This is a genomic window from Sulfolobus sp. A20 (assembly GCF_001719125.1).
In the GTDB taxonomy this organism is placed as follows: Archaea; Thermoproteota; Thermoprotei_A; order Sulfolobales; family Sulfolobaceae; genus Saccharolobus.
Window position 1 is genome coordinate 2,282,571 of sequence record NZ_CP017006.1, and the last position, 18,307, is coordinate 2,300,877.

Annotated in this window: 16 protein-coding genes and 1 pseudogene; 8 read left to right on the plus strand and 9 right to left on the minus strand. The window is 39.0% G+C overall.

Annotated elements, in window-relative coordinates:
- Window positions 1–109: 109 nt before the first annotated feature.
- From sixA to BFU36_RS11845, 8 genes and pseudogenes are all read left to right on the plus strand, one after another.
- Complete coding sequence (gene sixA, locus BFU36_RS11810; protein ID WP_069284210.1) at window positions 110–586, plus strand: phosphohistidine phosphatase SixA; 477 nt, start codon at window positions 110–112, stop codon at window positions 584–586.
- A complete protein-coding gene (locus tag BFU36_RS11815; protein WP_069284211.1) occupies window positions 587–1,822 on the plus strand; it encodes a Ppx/GppA phosphatase family protein in 1,236 nt (411 codons plus the stop codon).
- Window positions 1,819–2,451: a dTMP kinase gene (gene tmk / locus BFU36_RS11820; protein ID WP_069284212.1), complete on the plus strand. Its 633-nt coding sequence runs from the start codon at window positions 1,819–1,821 to the stop codon at window positions 2,449–2,451. The genes BFU36_RS11815 and tmk overlap by 4 nt, the downstream gene beginning before the upstream one ends.
- Entirely contained in the window at window positions 2,439–3,065 is a 627-nt protein-coding gene (locus tag BFU36_RS11825) for a thymidylate kinase (protein WP_069284213.1), read from the plus strand. Before tmk ends, BFU36_RS11825 begins: the two co-directional genes overlap by 13 nt.
- Window positions 3,055–3,684 carry a hypothetical protein gene (locus BFU36_RS11830; protein ID WP_069284214.1) on the plus strand — a complete coding sequence of 210 codons (630 nt, stop codon included), beginning with the start codon at window positions 3,055–3,057 and terminating at the stop codon, window positions 3,682–3,684. Before BFU36_RS11825 ends, BFU36_RS11830 begins: the two co-directional genes overlap by 11 nt.
- A 238-nt stretch (window positions 3,685–3,922) precedes the next feature.
- Window positions 3,923–4,117 (plus strand): hypothetical protein, encoded by a 195-nt coding sequence (locus BFU36_RS11835; RefSeq protein WP_069284215.1) that lies wholly within the window; start codon window positions 3,923–3,925, stop codon window positions 4,115–4,117.
- Between the two features lie 77 nt (window positions 4,118–4,194).
- Window positions 4,195–5,469, plus strand: coding sequence for a M20/M25/M40 family metallo-hydrolase (locus BFU36_RS11840; protein ID WP_069284216.1), 1,275 nt, complete (start codon window positions 4,195–4,197; stop codon window positions 5,467–5,469).
- A gap of 263 nt (window positions 5,470–5,732) precedes the next feature.
- A pseudogene (locus BFU36_RS11845) lies at window positions 5,733–6,143 on the plus strand (zinc ribbon domain-containing protein); the annotation flags it as partial.
- A 33-nt stretch (window positions 6,144–6,176) separates the two neighbouring features.
- Here the strand turns inward: BFU36_RS11845 and BFU36_RS11850 are convergent.
- The 9 genes from BFU36_RS11850 to BFU36_RS11895 all read right to left on the minus strand — a co-directional run bounded on the left by BFU36_RS11850 (window position 6,177) and on the right by BFU36_RS11895 (window position 18,232).
- Window positions 6,177–7,244 (minus strand): hypothetical protein, encoded by a 1,068-nt coding sequence (locus BFU36_RS11850; RefSeq protein WP_069284217.1) that lies wholly within the window; start codon window positions 7,242–7,244, stop codon window positions 6,177–6,179.
- Between the two features lie 247 nt (window positions 7,245–7,491).
- The gene (locus BFU36_RS11855) at window positions 7,492–8,097 is read right to left on the minus strand and encodes a hypothetical protein (RefSeq protein ID WP_143576841.1); all 606 of its coding nucleotides are present in this window, start codon (window positions 8,095–8,097) and stop codon (window positions 7,492–7,494) included.
- A gap of 695 nt (window positions 8,098–8,792) precedes the next feature.
- Complete coding sequence (locus BFU36_RS11860; RefSeq protein ID WP_143576840.1) at window positions 8,793–9,662, minus strand: hypothetical protein; 870 nt, start codon at window positions 9,660–9,662, stop codon at window positions 8,793–8,795.
- 1,300 nt (window positions 9,663–10,962) lie between these two features.
- Window positions 10,963–13,098: a protein kinase domain-containing protein gene (locus BFU36_RS11870; protein WP_069284221.1), complete on the minus strand. Its 2,136-nt coding sequence runs from the start codon at window positions 13,096–13,098 to the stop codon at window positions 10,963–10,965.
- A gap of 233 nt (window positions 13,099–13,331) precedes the next feature.
- Entirely contained in the window at window positions 13,332–13,892 is a 561-nt protein-coding gene (gene rfbC / locus BFU36_RS11875; protein WP_069284222.1) for a dTDP-4-dehydrorhamnose 3,5-epimerase, read from the minus strand.
- A 5-nt stretch (window positions 13,893–13,897) separates the two neighbouring features.
- A complete protein-coding gene (locus BFU36_RS11880) occupies window positions 13,898–14,854 on the minus strand; it encodes a dTDP-glucose 4,6-dehydratase (protein ID WP_069284223.1) in 957 nt (318 codons plus the stop codon).
- Complete coding sequence (locus tag BFU36_RS11885) at window positions 14,839–15,885, minus strand: glucose-1-phosphate thymidylyltransferase (protein ID WP_069284224.1); 1,047 nt, start codon at window positions 15,883–15,885, stop codon at window positions 14,839–14,841. The genes BFU36_RS11880 and BFU36_RS11885 overlap by 16 nt, the downstream gene beginning before the upstream one ends.
- Window positions 15,882–16,706, minus strand: a complete 825-nt coding sequence (locus BFU36_RS11890; RefSeq protein ID WP_069284225.1) for an NAD(P)-dependent oxidoreductase — start codon at window positions 16,704–16,706, stop codon at window positions 15,882–15,884. Before BFU36_RS11890 ends, BFU36_RS11885 begins: the two co-directional genes overlap by 4 nt.
- Before the next feature lie 113 nt (window positions 16,707–16,819).
- Entirely contained in the window at window positions 16,820–18,232 is a 1,413-nt protein-coding gene (locus tag BFU36_RS11895; protein WP_069284226.1) for an oligosaccharide flippase family protein, read from the minus strand.
- Window positions 18,233–18,307: the final 75 nt, after the last annotated feature.

Here is an 18,307-nt window from a genome sequence, read left to right on the forward strand (position 1 = left end):
ACTTCATTACACTCATGCATAGTTCTTTCTCATATTTCTCTATATCGAATTTAGTTCTATAGAAAATATGTAGAAAAAGCTTATTACTTTTCGACACTCTTACTATCATATGCTAAACTTAATAATTGTTAGACACGGTGAAGCTGAACCTCAAGTTGATGGGGTTAATGATAAAGATAGAAAATTGATTAAAAAAGGAATAAAGCAGATGAGAAGGATAGCTAACTTCCTAGATGAGATGGATTACACAATTGATAGAGTCATGACCAGCACTTTGATTAGGGCTTACCAATCGGCAGAAATAATTTTAGATGAGCTGGGTGAAGATGATAAAAAGATAGAGAGTTTAGAGGAGCTAAACCCAGATAAGGATCCAATGGAGTTTTTAGGTAAACTCAAGGAAATGGACAATTCCACCCTTCTTATTGTTGGTCATGAGCCCTACTTATCCCAACTCATTAAAAGTATATCAGGGGGAAACGTTGAGATCAAGAAGGGAGGATTAGCAATAGTGGAGTATGACTCTAAAGAAGGGAGGGGTCAGCTAAAGTTACTCCTAAACCAAAAGGTTTTGAAGCTGGTTTAAATGCGATATGCAGTAATTGATACTGGGTATAATTCAACTAGGTTATGTATTTATGATCTATTTCCAAATAAGACGTTCAGGATTTTAGGCTCACAGAAAGCCTATCTAAGATTGGGAGAAGGAGTTAAGGAAGGTTTACCAATACCAGCGGAAAAAGTAAGTGAAGCTGAGAGGGTATTTAAGTCATTTAAAACGATACTCGACAAGAAGGGGATTAACAACATAAAACTAGTCGGGACGAGTGCCTTTAGATATGCGTCAAATGGAAATCAAGTGGCTGAACTATTGTCAGAAATTATAGGAGCTAAGATGAAATTATTATCTGGTGAGGAAGAGGGCAAATTCTCAGCAATGGGTAGTTTAAACACATTACCAGTCGATTCCGGAGTTATATTTGACTTAGGTGGAGGATCCCTAGAGGTAGTTTACTTCTCTTCAAGGCAAATTAAGGAAGTTTATCACTTTCCTCTCGGAGCCTTGAAGTTAGCTAAGGACTTCAGTGATGAGAATGAATTGAGGAAGAAGGTAAGAAATGAGCTTTCAATTCTGAAACCCAGTAATGGGGTTATTATTGGTTCTGGAGGTAATGTTAGGGCTTTAGGAAAGATGGACGCAAAACTCTCAGCTTTTCCCATAAAGTCAATTCACGGGTACGAGCTATACATTAAACAAGTTTCAAAGTACTCCAAAGTTCTCATGAATCTTGATGCAGAAGAGAGGAGCAATTTGCCCGGCATTGGTAAGGAGAGATCTTACACGGTACATACTGCCTCCGTGATAATTGAGGAGTTGGGAAAAATTTTAGATAGCTCAACCATACTCATCTCGTCCTTTGGTTTAAGAGAGGGCGTACTAATGGAGAGTATTATAGAAAATCCTAGAGAGAAATGGCTTGAAGCTTTTGCTAATTGGTTTAACGTTGATCCTCCGTGGGAAGTTTATAATTACTTTGACGATTTTTATATGAAGGTAACCTCATATATACTGGCAGTTATCAAGATGACCGGATTTTTAGATCCTTACGACACTTGTTACAAATTGCTAAGAGATATAACTATTCCAGGCTTTACAGCGAAGGAAATACTCATGATATCCTTATTATGTAAAGCCTCGTCTGGGAAACTGAAGAAGAAGAACTTAGGACCTCTTAGAAAAGTGTTGAATAAGAACAAACTTCTAGATAAAGGTAAGGAAATAAGGAAAATAGTAGAGTCATCTGTGGCTGGTGTCTTATGAGAGGTATGCTCATAGCGTTTGAAGGCATAGACGGTTCTGGGAAATCTAGCCAAGCCTCATTGCTAAGGGATTGGTTATCAAAGAAGAAATATACGTATTTGACTGAGTGGAACTCCTCAGAGTGGATTCACGATATAATAAAAGAGGCTAAGAAGAAGAACTTACTAACCCCTTTAACTTTTAGTCTAATCCACGCCACTGACTTCGCTGATAGGTATGAGAAGTACATTTTACCCATGTTGAGTTGTGGTTTTATAGTAATCGCTGATAGATACATTTACACTGCCTACGCTAGAGATACTGTTAGGGGAGTGAACATGGAATGGGTTAAGAAGTTATATAGTTTCGCCATTAAGCCAGATATAATCTTTTACATTAGAGTTCCCCCGGAGATAGCGTTAAAGAGATTAAAGAATGCTAGAAGGCAAATAAAACCCGCTGAGGCTGGAGCTGACGTCTTCCCAAACTTAACCCCAGAAGAGGGTTTTCTAAAATATCAGTCAGCTATAACTGAGGTTTACGATAGGATAGCTGAGGAAAACGGTTTTACAATTATAGAAGGGGTTAGAAATCCTAGAGAAGTCCAAAAGGAGATAAGAAGGAAAGTGATGGAAATATGGGAAAAATAATAGCCATTGAAGGGATTACCAACTCTGGTAAGACTACCCACGTGCTTAGCCTTAAGGATTTCCTTGAAGATAAAGGTTATGGTGTAATAACTTTCGGAATACTCTCCTCAAAGCTCTTATCTGAGGCAATAATTAACGTTAAGAGGGAAATATTTTACCAGAGAAGAACGTTATTCCTAGCTTACGTAACTGACTTAGCTGACCAAATTGAAAACGTTGTTAAACCAGCCTTAGACTCCGGTTTTATAGCAATTGCCGATGGCTACACTTTAACCTTAGAGGCTTGGGCTCTAACGAGGAAACTGGATAAGGAGTGGGTTGAAGGAGTCCTCTCAGCTCTACCAGTAGCTAATCTCTCAATCTCACTGATATCTCCACCAATGGAAATAATAAGAAGAATAATTAAAAAGAAAGGCTTTTTAGACCCCTTAAGTGAGAGCATTGACTTGAGCATTAAAGATGACGTATTTCTCTCTTACAAGAAGTACATTAACGAATTCCAGCTTTACTTGAAGTCAATCTCAAAAAACGTAATCGTAACTAAGGGAAATGTAGACGAAGTAAATGATAGTATACAAAAATACGTGAAAGAGGTATTAGAAATTGAAACCTGAGGAATACGCTAACTTACACTTAAGCGAGTTCCTCTCCTATTCTGGAATATCTGAGGACGAGATACATGATGCTAGAGTAGAGTTAAGAAAGTACTTAACCATTGCTAAAGCAACCTATAAATTGCACTTGAAAGCAGAGTGTATAATAAGAGCTAAAAAGATAATGAGAGGATTAGGAAAAGTGAGAGACATGGACATAATGTTCTGCGTAAAGCTCAATGAAAGGGACAGATTAGCTAAAAAAGTTGTTAATTCCTTCATCTCTTTGAGAAACTGTTACTTACCAAAAATTTTCGGAAGTAGATTGATCATAGCTGAAAAAATTTTCTTGAATTACAATACATTAAAGGTAGAGGAAGAGTTTCACTCTATTAGGAAAATAATAAGGGAGACGAGGTTCTTAATGGAAAGTCTGAACTTAGACTCCTCTTTACTGAAGGAGATTTCACAAGAGTTGGGAAATATGAGGGATACCTATTTATTTAACGTTAAGTGCTTAGGGAAAAATGAAAAACTCGATAAGGTTAGGATTAATGAGCTCAAAGAGAAGGCTCTAAAGGACATTCAGCATAAGTTAAACTCAACTGAGTTTTACCACCTACACTTAAAAAATTTCTAAACCTTAATTGACAAGGGAAAAAAGATAAAAAATGATCAGATAAGATCTATGAGAATTGAATAATGAATAAAGAAGCTATGCGACAATGAAAATTTTTCATTTCGTATAAATATTAGCAGTTTAGAAGGCTTTTCCTATAATTTGAAATAGCTACTATTATAAAACGGTTATATTCAATGTGACAATAAATTCTAACCGTATACGCATATTTATATACTTAGTTAATAGTATTCCTCACATGAGTTGGAAGGACAATAATACCGATAAAATGTTGGTACCCTTAGTGGTTACTATAATAGCCATTGGTGTAATAGCCTTAGCTTACTTGGGGATTCCCAATGGTAATAGCTTAATGGTTCTCTTCCTTGTAGGAGTGCTCTATGTTGGAATATCTCTACTCATATTTTTCAAAGTGAGTCGTAAAGAAAGTTAATCCAAAGCCCTTAAAATATTTCTTCTAACAAAAATCTCGAGGACAAGATTTTTCAACTCTCTCATCTCATTAAATACATGGACAAGATCCAAGAACTGTATGAGTTCTTAAAAATAGACACAGTTTCAGCTAAGGGAAGGGGAGAAGAGGGCGCTAAATTCATTGCAGACTACATGAATGACCACGGAATAGAGGCTGAGATAATAAGACATAAAGCAGTTAATCCATATGTTATAGGGGAGATAAACCTAAAAGCGAAGAGAACACTCCTCATCTATAACCACTACGATGTACAACCAGTAGAACCATTAGATAGGTGGAACACTGACCCTTTTACCCCAACAGAAAAGGACGGTAAGATTTTCGCTAGAGGAGTTGCAGACGATAAGGGGACTCTGATGGCTAGGTTACAGTCAATAATAGATTTGATGAAAGATTCAAAGCTAAAAATGAACATTAAGTTCATCTACGAAGGAGTTGAAGAGATTGGAAGTCCGTTCATTGACGACTTCTTAAACGATTATAAGGATAGGCTTAAGGCTGACTACATACTATGGGAGGGGGCTGGAAGGGGGGCTGATAATTCACCAGAAATAGTGTTAGGAGTTAAGGGACTACTTTACGTTGAAATTAGGGCTAGAACAGAAAAGGACTTACATTCGATGTACGCTCCAATAGTCAGAAACCCAGCGTGGGAAATAGTTTACTTCTTATCTAAGATAAGGCAGGAAGATGGAAAAGTCAACATAAGGGGGTTTTACGATAGAGTGAAGTGGCTAAGTGAAGACGAGGTGAAGTACTTAAAGGGTCTAAAGGAGGAGATGGAAAAAGCGTTAGGACAAAGGATAGAGGATGACTTCATGAGAAAACTCGTAGAGAACCCCACATGTAACATTGACGGTATTTACGCCGGGTATACTGGAGAGGGGTCAAAGACCGTAATACCATCTTACGCTTTCGCCAAAATAGACTTTAGGTTAGTCCCAGATCAAGATCCAGAGGAGATACTTAACGAGCTGAGAAGAATATTGCCCAATAACTTAGAGCTCAAGGTTTGGGGTAAGGTCAGACCATATAGGACTTCGATAAACAGTCAAATAGCCAAATCATTAATATCATCAGCAGAGAAGGTCTACAAGGTTAAACCTACAGTTTTACCTAATTCTCCGGGAACTGGACCTATGGAATCATTTGCGAGAATCTTGAACAACAATCAGGTAGCTGATGGAGTAGGAGTTGATTATACCGGTTCGAACATACATTCTTTCAACGAGCACATATATAAGGAGGATTACTTTAGAGCAATGGAGTGGATGAAGGAATTAATATTCGAATTGCAAAAGAGCGATTAGAGCGGGAAGAGCTGACTTCCTCCTCATCGATTCGTGTTTACATCTCTCATATGTCGAGAGGGTAAGAGAACCATATAAATTCATTACCGCAATGACGTCACGGTCGTTCTCACAATCAATACAACCTTTGGGCTACTTCCACCATCTTATTACCGCAATAAGTAGAGGGTCAACATACACTACCTTTAGCCTATGATGGAAAAAGACCTTTTTTCCGAATTTAATAATACTCTTATAGAACAACCCTCACGTTTTAACAAAGGAAGGACAAGCCTAGCCCTTTAGGGCGGGGAGGAGGTCAGATAGCAAAGTCATTTAGTGTTTCAGCCATCTTCTTAGAGGACTTAAACAACCTCATAAAGAGCGTGAAGAAGTTACCAACAGAGTTTAGGGATAAACTCTACTTGATGCAGTACCGTAGACTTCAGTACTGGATTGAGTGGCAGGCTAAGAAACATGGGCTGAAGGTAGTGTATGTTGACCCACACCATTCCTCTACTCGCTGTCCTAAGTGCGGGAAAGAAATGGAAGAAGCGGGACATAGGTGCTACCATTGTCCAAGTTGTGGTTATGAGAACGATAGGGATGTAATTGCGATTGTGAACTTGTATGGGAGGGGTTCTCTGACCCTCTCGACTGCCCCTCATATGAGAGATGTAGTCCCGAATCGATGAGGGGAACCCTCGCCATTTATGGCGGGGAATAAGTCAGTTTCTACTCCTTAACCACAGGACTACTCCAATGACCACTAATATCGCTACTACTACGCCGATTATTATGTAATAAAAGGTAAAGCTCACACCAGTGTTAACAGACGAAGGAGTTACTCCGAGTGAGGGAAAGTAACTTACTTGGTTAGACCCATAATCCATAACGTACACGTAGTGATTCTGGGGATCGTAAACTACCCCGTTAGGGGATTGTCCCACTGTTATTAGATACTTCACGTCTCCACTATAGTTAATGAAAGCCACTTCATCGCCGTTATGGGCTAATGACAATACTACGTAGTGGTCAGCTGGATCGTAAATCATCTGGCTATACCCGTTTATCCCACCGGAGATAAAGGTAGCTACTCCTATTATCTTATGGTCGGTAAGGTTAACGAATTCCACTTGTTGTTCATAAGTCGCAATAGCTAATATATCTGGAGGTACGAAAGCCATGGCATCAACCGTAGTATCGTTTATCGTGAAATTGTCAACTATCTTAAAATTCGACAAGGAAATACCGTAGATTAGATTACTCTGATAAGCCCCAACATAAACAACATTAGTATAATTATCGTAGGCTAGAGCTTGAGGACCCGGCATAACGTTAACCTTTTCCGTACTCAAGTTCTTAATGAACCATACAGTATTTCCATAGGACGCGGTAACAATTAGGTAACCGTCAGCGTAACATACTGCAGGGTATTTTCCAATATGAGATATATTCACAACACCTACCTCTTGCCCGTTAGGTGTTAGCCTAATTACTGGACCTTTCTGATAAACTACGTATAGAAGTCCTCCTCCCGCAGCTATCCTAAAGGGTACGGCACCAGAATAGCTTGGTAAATTATAAGTCGATACAACAGAGTTATCTTGGACTACAGCTAGCTTTGAAGCTCCCTGTAACACGACATACATTTTACCGTCATAGTAAATCCCATAACTAGGGTTACCCCCTATATTTATTGCAGAGACTGTCTGAGATACTACTGGCGTTAAAGAAGATAGAAGCAATATCATTGTTAATACCAATATTATTACCAACCTTACATATCTTCCCATATGGAAATATAACCAGATAATTATATTTAAACTTTTTCATAAGTTTCTTTTTAAAACAAATGGGGTCAAAATTTAAAAAACCATAGCAGTTTAGTTATCAGTATGATAACAATGTATCCATACATAATTTCCTCAAGCACGTTGAAAGAGAAATGATAAGCACCACCCTTTAGGGTTGGTCAGATTAGCTTATCCTCTTTTTATAGACTTTTGGACTATTTCAAAGCATGTTTCTATAAAAACTTATCTAGAATACTTTTGTTAGTATTATCGTTATAAGAGTCGCTAATATGCTCCCTAAAAATCCGAAGAAATACATTCTCATATCACTTCTTAAATCATCTATCCTCTTATTAATTCCATCAAACTTAGCATCAACATAACTCCTCAAACTCTCTATTTCACTCTTAGTATCAATTCTAAGATTCTCGATATCTTTTCTAGTCTCGCTCCTCTGATCTTCAATCTTCTTAATCATTTCATTCCTCAATTCCTCTATATCCTTCTTTTGCATACTTTTTATTTCCTCTATATCCCTCTTCAACTCAACCCTCAAAGCATCAATCTTTTTTTCAGTCTCACTCTTTAGACTCTGTATCTCATGCTTCATTTCATTCCTTAGACTCTCTATTTCTTTCCTCATCTCTTCCTTTAGACTCTGTATCTCATTCCTCATTGAGTTACCTTGATCTTCTATATCCTTCTTTGTAGCGATGTCCCTTATAATACTATTAAGTATTAACATTCTAACCTCATCATTCCTAGCAATCCCAATTGCAACTTTCCTCACTAACTCATCATACAACTTCTCATCCTTGCTTATCTCATCTAATAGTTCTCTTGCAACACCCACACTCATAAATTCTCATCAAAGTTAATAAAGATATTTCAGAGAGAGGGGTTCCGAAATGTATAGTCCTATTATCATACTCTTTTCATACTCAATGAACCCCTTTACGTAATTTGTACTGATCTCTTCTTCAAAAAGTTAGCCCTACTTACTCTCACGTTAGTAGACACTATCGGAATCCCATCGGATCAAAAGCAATGACCATCGGTGAATGAACCTCTCGCATGAGATTCACGAAGTTTTCGCTACCGTATTGAACATTCTTCTCATCTGCAATACTTGCAATTTCATCGTACTCACCACAGTGTATTCTGACCTTTTCCCCGCCCTAAAGGCGAGGCTTGTCATTCCTTTTGTCAGGATTAGTGACTTACCCCTTTAAGGGATTATTCTGTAATCATTTGGCTCTTTCAGCTTTTGACTTAAAAATTAATGGCAAAAATATTGAGCAAATCATAGTTAAGGATCAGGCTAAAAAGGTTTTTCCACAACATTAAATTAATCTGAAGATCCTCTCAACTGGGACTGAATGCATCATACATCGTCTACTACGCAGTACTAATAAGTGTTTAAAAAGCGAGAATCTGACCTCCCCGCTAGAGAGGCTTTCATCAACTCTGTAACTCTCAGCAGACTATACCTATCACAAGAGTAATGACAATAAAGTTAATGAAATAGTCTCCTTAATAGTAATTTAACTACGAAGGCTTAGATTTTTCAACCTTATAATATGAAAGGAGCTTCTCCTTAACCTCTTGGTAATCTGAGTTACTCCTAACATAATCAGCCCCAATAGTCCATAGCTTACCATACCTACTATAGTATATCCCAATGTTTTCTATATAAGGAAAATCGCTATACCTTGACCTAGCCTCGTCAGCTAACATTAAATAACCTACTAATTGGGACCAAGTGTATTCATCTAATTTCATTTCCTTGGTTGTCTTTACGTCTATCATCGTATTCCCAATTATCAAGTCGACGTCTGCTCCCCCAACTAGACTAGATACTTCCCTAAAGTCTGGATTTAACAAGTATTTTCCTTTACCGTTCTTTAATTCGTCTGGGACAATGTTGTACAGATCTATGAGGTCGTCTATATCCCTCTCATCTACTGGCGCATCTACGTCATCGTACATACTTGCCCTATATATTGAGTCAAGCCTAGCGAAACTTATGGTCAGCTCCACGTATCGTCTGGTTAATTTACCGTTAGCCAAGTATTCCTCTTTTTCCTTAAGGTATTCTTTCACTACTCTCTCTATTGACCTCAGATCGTCTTTGCCTAGAGTTTTATTTTTCAATTCTACTTTTCCAAATAGTTTTATTACGTTTTCAACGTACTTAAAGCTATGTAATCCTATTATTGAGACTTCCACGGCATCAGGGTGCAGAAATTTAAGGTAGGACCTCAAGAGGTAATCAAAAGCTGTACCTACTATAGAGTAATTTTTAGTCTTAGGTTCGACTATGCAATTCCTAGAGCCTTGAAAGTAGTCTTTCGGGATAGGAATGGCTTCAACTATAACCCTTGCGAAACCGGCTCTAATGATTGAAGTAAGACTCAAATTACCCATTTTATTATTGGAAACACAAAATTTAAGCTTAAATGATATAAACGGTTTATGGTAAGAGTATAACATAGAGACGTATAGACATAAGAAGTTTAATAAATAGAAAGAACCACTATTTGCGAAGTGACGAAAGCCTAGCCGGAGGAAGTCAGATACTAATAATAGCTTTCTCAAACCTTACCAGCTCTTCGGAGGAGGTCAGAAGGGAAAACTCGACGAATTTATAGCATAAACCAAGTTACGTCGACATCTGGAGCAGTTTGGCAGGACTACTTGTAGTGAGGTATATAACACGTGGATCTGAAGATAATGAGGAGTAGTACAAGGAGAGTTAAGGAGTGGTATAGCATCCCTTGATTACCTAAAACGACATTCTGTTTTTCAGATCACAAAATGTATTACCGTTTTTCTTTCAGTAAATTATTTGATGTACGCTAATTAGACAAAAAACGTGACGGCATCTCACTTAGCGACAACCACGATATGGTAACTGAAGGCTGATTCAACTCATCTAAACGCACAGATGTGGCGGGGGGATGATGAGAGGTTAGCGAGCTGTGAAGATCCCGTGTGAGCCTGACCCCCCGCCATTTATTTAAACACCCCCATGTACTTATTTAAACTTTTCTCATATTTTCTCCACTAGAAGGTTTAAAAGAGAGAAAAAGGAGTGTTTCCCGACCTATTCTTCGTGAGATCTTCCTTTTTTATCTAAACTGACTTCCTCCCCACCCTAAAGGATAAAGGCTCCTTATCTTTTGTGACGTATTCGTATACCTCAGAGGTATTTCGGATCAGAATCAGAACCTCACGGTATTGCTGATGGTATAGGTCACTTAGGAGGTGCTGTAGGTCCAACTATCTTCTACTCTGGAAATCAGCATTTAGCCATGCTTAGCATAGGAATTGTCGCGTCCTTAGCTGGTCATTCTAAGGTGGGAAGTTAAGACAACTGGTTGAACAAATAAGAATTCCTTTAGCATAAATAGCAGGGCTTCCTTTGTGAGAATAAAATTTTATGAAATTGTTGTTAACACAGTGACGTTAAGGGAAAACATAATGAAGAGAGAAATAAAGAAAATTGTTAACGTATTGGAAAAAACCTCTTCCTTTTTAGTCTCTTCTAATGGAGTAACTCCCACAAAGGTTAGACCTCGTCATTTATGGCGGGGAGAAGGTCAGAAATTGAAGAACACTTTTTAGCCCTAGTGAAGACTTTCAATGGTACACTTCATTATAAATAAAAATTAATAAATAATCAAGACTTATAATTAATAATCTTTCCTCAAACCCTTTAGAATATGCTTATGATATAATCCATTCTAGGTCTCTTACTAGGATCTGGATTAGTAGTGAGCAAAATAACCTTTCTAAAATTATCTGGATAAGCGGAAAGAGAGGCTATTAACCCACCACTATAATATCTCATGTACTTCTCCTCAGCTTCCTTCAAGATATTCAAGAACCTACTCCCATTCCTCATATAATCATCTAAAGCATCATCCATCAACTTGACCAACTCTGGGGGATTAAAAGACCTCCTAGTCAAAGCCGTGTAAAGAGAAGCCCCAAAAGAGAACACATCCATTGATGGGTCAGCCTTGCCAAGTATAATAGCCTTGACTTGATCAATAGAACAGTACTGTGCAGTATACTGCGTAACCCTCTCCCCAACCCTCTTGGCAGAACCCAAATCCCCCAACTTAACCTCAGCATTACCATTAATCAAACTATTATAAACCTCCTCACCAGTCCTACCCAAAGGCCTACTAAAGAAAACGTTCTGAGGCTTAACGTCCAAGTGAACATAACCACTCTTGTGAAGATAATCCAAAGCCTTACCAACCTTAAAGAACACAACCCTGAGAATATCAACCCAACGGGAGGAGAAGAATATCACATCCTCATTAATTAGACCACTCAAACTCCCACCACCCATGTACTCCATAACAATAGCAGGAGGATTAGACAAATAATACTTAACCTCACCCGTCTCAATCCTTTTCAACAAATTCATATCAAGGAAAATACCAAATATTCTAACAACATTACCACTACCCTCAGACAACCTTTGTAAATTCGAAGACTCCTTATAAATATCCTCAAAAGTCAGCTTACTAACCCTCGTAGCTTGCGTAGGCGAATAAGAAAGTATAGGAATCTTAATAGCATAATAATCATTACCAGACCTAGCCAACAAAACATAAGAAGTCCCACCCATCCCCAAAACACTCTCAACAGTATAACCATAAACCTCCTTCCCAACCCATAGATTAGCATCCCACTTATCAAGACTAGGTAAAGGAGAAGGTTGGATTGAAGATGGAGAAGGGATTTTTTGAATTATTGAGTGCTTGACTAATATTTCCTCAGCCTTATCCCTTCTATTATCCCTTATCTTAGGATTATAATAAATATACTTAGCTAACCTTATCGCATTATTCACACTAATCTTATCCAAGAACTCTAGAAAACTATCTGCGCTCTTAGGAACTCTTCCAGTATTGATTATACAATCAATTATACTACTAAAATTACACGTTATTTTTTTATAATCTAAAGTATAATTATTCATGACCCATATTGCCCCTCCACACTCCCCATCATCAACCAATTGAGAGAATATATTCTCTATTGCAAATCCATTAGCCTCCAACTCAGAAATGTACATTCTAGCCGCTGCGTAATTTCTATTACGTAATGCTTGAATCAGAGCGTTATAAACGTCATAGTTTTGCGTCATACTAGATGAGACAGAAGACTGTCCCCCAATTGAGTAAGTTTGACTCCCATTAGATGCGTCAAAAACCAGCCAACCGAAGCCTATAATATTTAATAAGGAGAAGAAGGGGAAGGAAACCAGCATAGCCTTAACCTTATTCTCTCTATAAAACTCAATACCTGCTATGACTTGCCCAATAACGAAAAGTAGAGCTTCAGATATCGAAAAGAGTGAATAAAATGTAGGATCAGAGGAGATATTCGATACGATAAACGCTTGTATAATACTATTGCTTATTAATGAAATTGATGATATGAGAACTCCCTTAGACCTCCTATAAAGGTAAGCAAATATCCACCCAGAGATTAAGTTAACTAACCCTCCTAATTGAAGAAGAAAACTGTTTCCTCGTATAAGTTGTAAAATAGATAAATTTAATACACTCACTGGGTTTTCGAATATAGCGTAGACAATTAAGCTAAGCCTAACGATCTCATTATTGTTAACTACACTACTAGAATATATAATCGGGCTATTTGTAGTGTTCACGACGTTAAGAACGTTGTTAAAAAGGTCACCCCTAATTGAACCGCTAACTATTGCTGGTAAGAAGCCCGAGACAATGTAATAGAAAGTAGTATAGATAAAACTAAACACTGCTATGAAAGCTGAAAATGCTACTCTATCATCACTTGAACTGCTCGACATCTCAATTTTTTATGTGAATAACATTTAAAAAGGATTTCGGTCATTAATAGAAATATCATTTAATAAAAGTTTCTGAGGAAATAAAAATAACACAAATTAGTGCAAGTCCCATCAAACATTAAAATTATACTCCTCACTGCCTAAAGGGCGAGGCTTTCCTTAACTTTGTCATTCCAAGCTGGGGAGTTAAGACAACTGGGATATATCTCTTGAAAAAGTCAGATAATAAAAAATTAACACAAGTCATCACCATAGTTAAAGTTAGCGTTAGAGTCCTTCAACAATGGTAAGTTCTTATCCTTCTCCGATAATATAAAATTTTCAACCTTATACCACTTCACGCCAACTTCCGGATCATCATAACGTATTCCAGAATCGTACTCCTTAGCGAATTCCCTAGTAACTAAATAAACTACATGGGAGTCCTCTAATGCCAAAAACCCATGTGCAAAACCAACGGGTATCCATAAAAGCTTACCCGGCGTTAACTCTGCATAAACCCATTTTTTATAATAAGGCGAACCTTTCCTTAAGTCAACAGCAACATCGAATATTTTACCAGATATCACAGTAACCAACTTACCTTGAGGTATTGGCTTTATCTGAAAGTGTAACCCCCTTAACACTCCTTTCTTCGAAAAGGAGTGATTAATCTGTACGAAGTTGCAGGGAATATACTCTTTGAACTCGCTCTGCTTATATAACTCCTCAAAGTAGCCCCTATCATCAGAGAACTGCTTAGCCTCTACTAAGATAACTTCCGGTATCTCTAAACGCTTAAACTTAAAAGGCATTTAAGTCACCTCCATGGTAAATCGTCCTTGAAGAACTTATCACTCAACATTGGCTCCCACCACCACTTATTGTTAAGATACCACTCCACTGTCTTTTTCAGCCCTTCCCTCAAAGGAGTTACCTCATATTCTATCGATGGCTTCATACAGTACCTCCTATCATGCCCGGGTCGATCCTCAACGAACTTCACCCTAACCTCCCTGCCCATTATCTCACCTATCGTCATCACAACGGATAGGTTAGTCATAACCTGTTTCCCAGGTAAATTGTAGACATCACCATCCCACTTAGCGAACTTCTCTATTATATCAGCGATTATCCTCGCAGTGTCCTCAACGTATATCCAGTCCCTTTCTTGTTTCCCATCACCATAAATAGGTATAGGAAGACCCAGCAAAGTCCTAATTATCGTCTTTGGTATCAACTTCTCAGGGAATTGCCTAGGTCCGTAGTTGTTTGAAGGTCTCACAATGACTGCCTTAACCCCATAAGTCCTAACGTAAGCCTTTACGAACATATCAGCTGAAGCCTTTGACGCACTGTAAGGAGAAGAGGGTCTTAGGGGTGAACTCTCATCTGCACACTGTTCATCTCCGTATACCTCATCAGTCGAAATATGAACGTACTTGAAACCGTATTTCCTAGAAGCCTCCAAAACGTTTATAACACCTAGGACGTTAGTCTCCACGAAATCCTTTGGGGAGTAAATAGACCTATCTACGTGCGTCTCAGCTGCGAAGTTTATTACCACATCTACCCCTTTAGAGAACACCACATCGAGGGAACTTATATCCCTAATATCTCCCCTTACGAAAACGTGCTCAGTCCCCTTTAAGTTCTCTAATCTCCCTGCATAAGTTAAGGCGTCAAAGACATATGGTCTTATCCCCCTCTTGTTCAGCTCCCTTACGAAGGCAGAGCCTATGAACCCTGCCCCTCCTAGGACTACAAAGTTAACCATGAGTTTTCACCCACTATTAACTTCTGCCACCTATTACCCCTCTTTATGGTCACGTTACTCCCGATCAAGGAGTCCATCAGATAGACCCCTCCTTCAACACTCACGTTATCCAAGACCACACTGTGTTCAACTTCACTATCCTTTATCGAACAATTATCCCCTATTGAGGTGTAAGGTCCTATATATGAGTTTACAATTTTAGACCCCTTGCCTATATATGCAGGACCCCTCACAGTACTGTTCTCTATTGTAGCATTATCGTCTATGAAGACCCTTCCCTCCACGCTTGAGTTTATTACCCTCGATGTGGTACTCAAACTCCTCGATATCTTGCTGTCTAAGAGGAAAGCGTTAGCCTCAAGTATGTCTGTAGGGGTACCAGTGTCCTTCCACCATCCTTCAACTATTTCATAGCTTACATCAAAGCCCCTATCTATGAGACCTTGGATCGCGTCAGTTATCTCCAGCTCACCCCTCCAGCTGGGCTTAAGCGTCTCTATCACGTCAAAGACGTTCTTATCAAAACCGTAAACGCCGACTAAGGCTAGGTCAGATAGCCTCTCCTTAGGCTTCTCTACGAGCTTGACCACTTTACCTTCCCTTATCACGGCAACACCAAATCGGGAGGGGTCTTGCACCCTAGCCAGCAATATTGAGGCATTTGAGCCAAAGGAGGAGAACTTCCTCAAGTCGTAGTTCACTATGTTATCCCCTAAATACACTATGAACTTCTCTTCCTTCACCAAATCCTTAACCTTATAGACAGCGTCAGCCAACCCCCTAGCCTTACCTTGATAAATGTACGTTATGTTTACGCCAAAACCCCTCCCATCTCCGTAGTACTCTATTACTTTGTTGGGCATATTATCCCCCAATACGACGATGACATCGTGAATCCCCGCATCACGTATTTGTTCCAATACCCACTGAGATATGGGCTTTCCAGCAATCTTAATCAACTGCTTTGGTCCAGTATGAGTTAAAGGTCTAAGCCTAGTCCCCTGCCCACCGTGGAGAATTACTGCCTTCATTTCACCACCATATACTTTAAGTTCTCCTCTAATGAATAGAAGTCTATAGAGACTAACCTCTTAGCCTTGCTTATATCCAGAGAGGAGTCGAAAGGTCTCTTAGCTACCCAACCCTTTATCTCATCAGTTTCCTTTACGTTTTTCGGCAAATTATAAGCCTCTGCTATCCTTAAGGCTAACTCATAACGTGAGACCCTCTCACCTGCAACGTTTATAACACCAGTCTTCCTTATCTCTATCAACTCCTTTATAGCCTCAGCTAATAACTTTGCTGAAATAGGGGAATAATAGCCCTTGAAGGCTAAGACTTCTTTCCCCTCCTTAAGCGTTTTGTAAACAAATATCGGAAAGCCCTTATGCTTAAAGACGCCTGAAGTCCTAACTACGAGAGAATCATCATAAGACAAAGCATAGCCCTCACCCACTAACTTTGAAATACCGTAGTAGTTTATTGGGTTAGGTGTGTCAGATTCTGCATAGTTACCCCTTTCTCCGTCAAAGACATAGTCGGTACTCACGTGGACTAAGTATGCCTCTGTTACCCTAGAAGCCCTAACTATGTGCTTTACCGCCTCAGCGTTAACCTCAAAGGCCTTATCTTTATCCCTCTCACACCCATCAACGTCTGTATAAGCTACAGCATTTATTATAACGTCTGGCTTGACCTTAAGTATAAAGTTTTCTAGGAGGGGGAAGTCAGTGACGTCGATCTTTACCCCACCTATGACTTCTGAAGAGGAATAAGTCTTTATAGCGTTGGGGAAGAGCTTAGAAAGCTCAGAGCCTAACTGTCCAGAAGCCCCCAGTATCAGAACCTTCATGTTGTTTAATACTCTTAATAAACAAAAATGTTTTTCCATTCACCGTCCAGAACATAGCCTTAACTCCTCACCCAGTTAACAGTAAACCACAATTATAAAACTGCACACCTTTTCTATTTACTCAAAACCCTTAAGACCTTATAAACAAACGCTAACTTTTGAGGCAAAAAACCCTTTATCAACTCAACGTAATCCCTCTCAATTATTCCCAAGAACTTGAAAATTAAGATTAATGTCAAGAAGAGTATTAAGTCCAACCACCTAGGGTCTATGAAGACCTCATAAACCCCAACTAGGGGAATGATAGATAGAATTACGTATTCTTTAAAAGTCGGAAAGAAGACCTTAGTCCTCAAGGCGTAAAAGACAGTGAAGAGAGAGCTGACTATAGCCACAATGACTTGAGAAATAGCCCCACCAATTATTCCAATCCTAGGTATGAGCAGAAATGAGGTGATCAAGACAGTTGAGGCGTTTAGCACAGTGAGGACAAGGAACGGGCGTAAATCCCTCTTAAAAGCCACAATGAAATTAGTCAAAGAGCTAATAGGGAAAGGCAAAACTGAGGCCATAAGCAATAAGGTGAAGGCGGGAATTCCAGAGGCGTAGTCTGGGAAGAAATGGGTAATAATTATCTCACCTAAAGGTACGGATAACATTATAATAAGTAAAGTGAGGAGAGATGTAACCCTAAAGGAGATGGAACTCATTCTCCTCTCATCCTTACCTAAAGCCTTGTAAAAGGACGCGGTCGGTAAAATGACGTTAGACAGAGAGCTTAAGAACATTGATGGCACTGAGGCGACTAAGGCTGAGAACTGGTAGATGCCTAAATAATAAGAGCCCAAGAGGTATGCAGTAGTGACCCTGTCACCCTGTGATGACAAAAAACCAGCGGTGTTAGATAGGAACAACGGTAGACCCTCCCTGAACGCTCTTTTTAAGAAGTTGAAGTCGAAGTGAGGGGCAATTAGCTCGCCCAACTTCCTCGTTAAGAAGATGTAGTTTAGAGATACAGATATCACTCCTCCTGTAGTCCATACACCTATAAACATGTAGATGTCACGCATTAGTACCGCTATAATTGCTACTCCCCACCTGATGATGATGAATGTAATGCCAGTGATTGCATTTTCAGTGAACATGTCCATCCCAACCATTATTGAGTTTTCAACGGCTGTGAACAAGTAAAGGAACAGGTAAGGGATTGCTAACTTCACGTAAGTCGGTAAAAATAATAAGACGAGGAGGAAGGGTAAGGCAAGGAAGGGTATAGCTAGGAACTTCTCAACGTAGGGCTTATGTTCGTTTCTAGCGTAAGTGTAAGCCACTTCCCTAGTTACAATGGAACCAGGAATGAAGAAGAACACGGCGGAGACAATTACTTCCAATAGCTGTATGATCGCCACTTTACCAAAGAACTGTGGGTTAGTGATTTTTGCAGTAACGACGAAGAAGAACAGTGCGACTATTACGTTAACTGTAGTAACGCTCAAGGACTTAAGCCAGTTCTTTATCGGGTTCATTCTCTTTTCCTCTTACCTTCAATAAATTAAAGGTTTTCTATTGGTAAAGTGGTGTTTCATTACAAAGTATACCTT

What these genes read in the sequence shown, in the direction of transcription:
- BFU36_RS11890 (WP_069284225.1), bottom strand. Translation starts at nt 16,706, where the DNA reads ATGAAGGTTCTGATACTGGGGGCTTCTGGACAGTTAGGCTCTGAGCTT.
- BFU36_RS11840 (WP_069284216.1), top strand. Translation starts at nt 4,195, where the DNA reads ATGGACAAGATCCAAGAACTGTATGAGTTCTTAAAAATAGACACAGTT.
- rfbC (WP_069284222.1), bottom strand. Translation starts at nt 13,892, where the DNA reads ATGCCTTTTAAGTTTAAGCGTTTAGAGATACCGGAAGTTATCTTAGTA.
- BFU36_RS11880 (WP_069284223.1), bottom strand. Translation starts at nt 14,854, where the DNA reads ATGGTTAACTTTGTAGTCCTAGGAGGGGCAGGGTTCATAGGCTCTGCC.
- BFU36_RS11850 (WP_069284217.1), bottom strand. Translation starts at nt 7,244, where the DNA reads ATGGGAAGATATGTAAGGTTGGTAATAATATTGGTATTAACAATGATA.
- BFU36_RS11870 (WP_069284221.1), bottom strand. Translation starts at nt 13,098, where the DNA reads ATGTCGAGCAGTTCAAGTGATGATAGAGTAGCATTTTCAGCTTTCATA.
- BFU36_RS11825 (WP_069284213.1), top strand. Translation starts at nt 2,439, where the DNA reads ATGGGAAAAATAATAGCCATTGAAGGGATTACCAACTCTGGTAAGACT.
- sixA (WP_069284210.1), top strand. Translation starts at nt 110, where the DNA reads ATGCTAAACTTAATAATTGTTAGACACGGTGAAGCTGAACCTCAAGTT.
- BFU36_RS11815 (WP_069284211.1), top strand. Translation starts at nt 587, where the DNA reads ATGCGATATGCAGTAATTGATACTGGGTATAATTCAACTAGGTTATGT.
- BFU36_RS11835 (WP_069284215.1), top strand. Translation starts at nt 3,923, where the DNA reads ATGAGTTGGAAGGACAATAATACCGATAAAATGTTGGTACCCTTAGTG.
- BFU36_RS11885 (WP_069284224.1), bottom strand. Translation starts at nt 15,885, where the DNA reads ATGAAGGCAGTAATTCTCCACGGTGGGCAGGGGACTAGGCTTAGACCT.
- BFU36_RS11895 (WP_069284226.1), bottom strand. Translation starts at nt 18,232, where the DNA reads ATGAACCCGATAAAGAACTGGCTTAAGTCCTTGAGCGTTACTACAGTT.
- tmk (WP_069284212.1), top strand. Translation starts at nt 1,819, where the DNA reads ATGAGAGGTATGCTCATAGCGTTTGAAGGCATAGACGGTTCTGGGAAA.